At 60.9% G+C, this 4,151-nt stretch carries 3 protein-coding genes; all 3 read left to right on the forward strand.

Annotation, left to right across the window (positions count from 1 at the left end; genetic code table 11):
• Positions 1-299: 299 nt before the first annotated feature.
• On the forward strand, positions 300-1,688 hold the full coding sequence (gene argH, locus HMPREF0178_RS04925) for an argininosuccinate lyase (RefSeq protein WP_009379582.1): 1,389 nt from the start codon (positions 300-302) through the stop codon (positions 1,686-1,688).
• A gap of 336 nt (positions 1,689-2,024) precedes the next feature.
• Positions 2,025-2,849: a C-GCAxxG-C-C family (seleno)protein gene (locus tag HMPREF0178_RS04930; RefSeq protein WP_009379583.1), complete on the forward strand. Its 825-nt coding sequence runs from the start codon at positions 2,025-2,027 to the stop codon at positions 2,847-2,849.
• Between the two features lie 203 nt (positions 2,850-3,052).
• Positions 3,053-4,126: a DUF814 domain-containing protein gene (locus HMPREF0178_RS04935; RefSeq protein ID WP_009379584.1), complete on the forward strand. Its 1,074-nt coding sequence runs from the start codon at positions 3,053-3,055 to the stop codon at positions 4,124-4,126.
• Positions 4,127-4,151: the final 25 nt, after the last annotated feature.

Genomic DNA, 4,151 nt, shown 5'->3' on the forward strand with positions numbered 1-4,151 from the left:
CTGAAGAAAGGTTCTCCCCGCCCCTCCCAAACCCTCCCCACCCCTTCCCAAGACTTTTGTAAAGGTCGATGGAGGGCGGGGAGGCTTGATATGCAAACACAAGCATACGTCCCCCGGCAGGTTCCGGCCTGAATGGATGGGGTGTCTCTCAAAGCCTCTCAAGCGGAACGGCTCCCCGTGCGGCGCAGCCGTATGGGGAGCCGTTCCGCGCCGAGGGGGTTTGGGGGGCATCATGCTCCCCAAGCAGGTCCGGGCGGCAGCCCGGCCGCCGGAGGCGCACAGCGAACACGGAGACACCAATGGCGAAAGAAAAACTCTGGGGCGGACGGTTCCACGAAGGCACTGCCGCTTCCGTCGAAGCCTATACGCAGTCCATTTCCTACGACTGGGCCCTGTACAAGCAGGATATCGCCGGCTCGTGCGCCCACGCGCGTATGCTGTCCCGGCAGGGCGTCATCAGCGCCGAGGAAGCAGACCAGCTCGTCGCCGGCCTCGCCGCCGTGCGCGCGGAAATCGAGGACGGCACCTTCCAGTGGAAAAAAGAACTGGAAGACGTCCACATGAACATCGAAAGCCGCCTCACCGAACTCGTGGGCGACGTGGGCAAGAAGCTCCACACGGGCCGCAGCCGCAACGATCAGGTCGCGCTCGACTTCCGTCTGTTCGTCTCCGACCGGCTCCGCGAATGGCAGCGCCTCGCCCGTGAGCTTGCCGCCGTATACATGGCCCGCGCCGAAGAACATCAGGACACCATCCTCCCCGGCTGCACCCACCTCCAGCCCGCGCAGCCCGTCAGCCTCGCCCATCACCTGCTCGCCTATGCCTGGATGCTCCGCCGCGACGTCCAGCGCATGGCCGACTGCGAAAAGCGCACCCGCATCAGCCCCCTCGGCGCGGCCGCCCTCGCCGGGACGACCTACCCGCTCGATCCCGCGTCCGTGGCCCGCGAACTGGACATGTACGGCACATTCGACAACAGCATGGACGCCGTGTCCGACCGGGATTTCGTCATCGAAGCCCTGTTCTGCGCCAGCACGGCCATGATGCACCTCTCCCGCTGCTGTGAGGAGATCATCCTGTGGTCGAACCCGGCTTTCGGCTTCGTGAAGCTGCCCGACGCCTACGCCACGGGCTCCTCCATCATGCCCCAGAAGAAAAACCCCGACGTCGCCGAAATCATGCGCGGCAAGGTGGGCCGGGTGTACGGCGATTTGACCGCCATGCTCACCATCCTGAAGGGCCTCCCCTTGACCTACAACCGCGACCTTCAGGAAGACAAGGAACCTTTCCTCGACGCCGACCGCACCCTGAGCACGTCTCTGGAGCTTATGGCGGGCATGATGAAGGCCCTGCGCTTCGATGAAGTCCGCATGGCCCGCGCCCTCACCGCCGGGTTCCTCAACGCGACCGAACTTGCGGACTATCTGGTCACAAAGGGCATTCCCTTCCGCGAGGCCCACCACATCACGGGTTCCGCCGTGGCGCTGGCCGAAGGGAAGAACCTTTCCCTCGAAGCCCTGCCGCTTGACGCGCTTCAGAGCCTGTGCGATCGCATCGGCCCCGATGTGTTCGACGTGCTTGAATACCGCGCCGCCGTCGCCCGCAGGAACGCCCCCGGCGGCACCGGCCCGTTGTCCGTGGCGCGCCAGCTGGAAAAAATGAAGGCGTGGCTCCACGAAACCAAGTAGTTTTCCCAAAATGAAAACAAGGTGCCCCTCGGCGTAATCGCCCGGGGCACTTTTTTTGCTCTCTAAACGCTCAGAAACGCAAAGCTCTCATACGGAGCTATCCTCTTTTTCCGTTAATCCCCATTGACAGGATAATGGATTGAAGGCATCCTTCACGTGAATTGTCGAACAACCCGTTCGATAAACGTCTGTACGCAGGCCATGCGTTGCGGACAAAAGCTTAGAAGGCTCTTTTTATCACCCAATATCGGCAAAAATGCCGAACGGACGTCCTCTGTGACGGGCAAAAACGATATTGAGCGGAAAAGAACAAACAAGTTTGAAGGAGGAGTGGCTATGGAACTGACCAGAAGAGCGATGCTTGGGGCACTGGGTGGTCTCGCCGTCGGCGGTACCGTCGCGTCCGTTGTGGGGACCAGTATTGCGGCTGATCCCAAGATGAAGCGTTTTGATCAAGCCAACGGAGACTTCGGCTGGAAACCTCACAAGCTTGATCCCAATGTCTGCGCCCCGGTTGCCTACGAAGGCTACTGGCACAAGGGCTATGCCTGCGGCTACGGCACCTTCTACGGCATCGTCGGCATGATGGGCGAGCAGTACGGCGCGCCGTACAGCCAGTTCCCCTTCACCATGCTTGAAGCCAATAAGGCGGGCGTTTCCGGTTGGGGCACCATTTGCGGCGCGTTGTATGGTGCGGCGGCCGCCTTCGCCTTGTTCTGGGGCCGTAAGGACCGCGACGCCATGGTCAGTGAACTTTTCCGCTGGTATGAAACCACAAAACTCCCCATTTATGATCCCGGCGACGCGGCTCAGGGCGTAAAAGGCCCCATCCCGTCCAATGCGTCGGACTCCGTCCTCTGCCACATTTCCGTCTCCAAATGGTGCTACGAGCACAAAATGGAAGAAAGCAGCAAGGAACGCAGTGAACGGTGCGGCCGCATCACCGCCGACGTTACCAAAAAGGCCATCGAAATCATCAATGCCAAAATCGAAAAGGGCAAGGACTGGAAGGGGGCGTTCCCCAAACAGCAATCCGTTGCCTACTGCGGCGAATGCCACGCTTCGGGCAAGCAAGCCGATATTCAGAAGGGCAAAATGGACTGTACGCCCTGCCACAGCGGCAACGAACACCTGATGAACAAGTTCAAAGATCATCCCTAAAGTCAGTTTTTCCGCTGTCTAAGGGGGTCGAGAGAACCCGTATGCGTCCCGCGGTTCTCCCACACCTCATTCGGGGCATCGTCCGATGCCCCCATAAAAAAGGGCATGTGCGATCCGGCAAACGCCGACGCCATGCCCTTTTCCCTTGTGCGTCAACACAACAGACGCTTGTGTTCATGTATCCGGCGCAGTAGAATAGCTTTATGAATACCTCCACTCCGCATGCATTTGCCCTGTTTTCCGGCGGGCTGGACAGCATCCTCGCTGCCCGCCTGATCATGGAACAAGGGCTGGTTGTCCGTTGCCTGCATTTTGTCACCCCCTTTTTCGGCAAGCCGCAACTGATCCCCCACTGGGAGAAGGTGTACGGCCTTGAGGTGGAAGCCGTGGACGTCGGTGAAGCGTTCGTGCGCCTCCTGAGGGAACGCCCCGCCCACGGTTTCGGCAAAGTCATGAACCCCTGTGTCGACTGCAAAATCCTCATGATGCGCAAAGCGCGGGAACTCATGAAAAAATGGGGAGCGTCATTCCTTATCTCCGGTGAAGTGCTCGGGCAGCGCCCCATGTCCCAGCGCCGCGACACCCTCAATGTCATCCGCCGCGACGCAGAGGTTAAGGAATCCCTCCTCCGTCCGCTCAGCGCCCAACTGCTCGATCCGACCGCCCCTGAAATCTCTGGCTTGGTGGATCGCAACAAGCTGCTCGGCATCTTCGGGCGCGGCCGGAAGTCCCAAATGGCGTTGGCCGATCAAATGGGCCTGAAAGAGATCCCCACACCCGCCGGAGGGTGCAAACTGGCGGAAAAGGAAAATTCCCGGCGCTATTGGCCGGTCCTGACGCGCCTCAAAGAGCCGACGGTTGAAGACTTCGAATTGTCCAACATCGGGCGGCAGTACTGGTTCGGTGATCACTGGCTGTCGATGGGCCGCAACGAAGCGGACAACTCGGCGCTGGAGCGTCTGGTCCGTCCCGGCGACGCCATCCTCCGCGTGCGTGACTTTCCGAGCCCCTTCGCACTTGCCCGCCAGCTCACCCCGTGGGACAACGAAACGCTTCAGGACGCGGCCAGCCTCGTGGCCTCCTACTCGCCCAAAGGCGTCCGGGCCGCCGAGGCGTCTCCCGACGGGACCATAGCCGTGCGCGTTCAGATCAACGGCGAGAGTACCTTCCTCAATGTGACGCCCAAGCGCATCCCGGCCCTCCCGTGGGGCGAACCCGAATTCGTCGATGTCCGCAAAGCCATCAAGGCGGAGAACCGGCCCACGTTTGATGAGTAACGATGGTAGCAGGTAGGTGGTGGGG

This window comes from Bilophila sp. 4_1_30, from assembly GCF_000224655.1.
Classification (GTDB): domain Bacteria; phylum Desulfobacterota; class Desulfovibrionia; order Desulfovibrionales; family Desulfovibrionaceae; genus Bilophila; species Bilophila wadsworthia.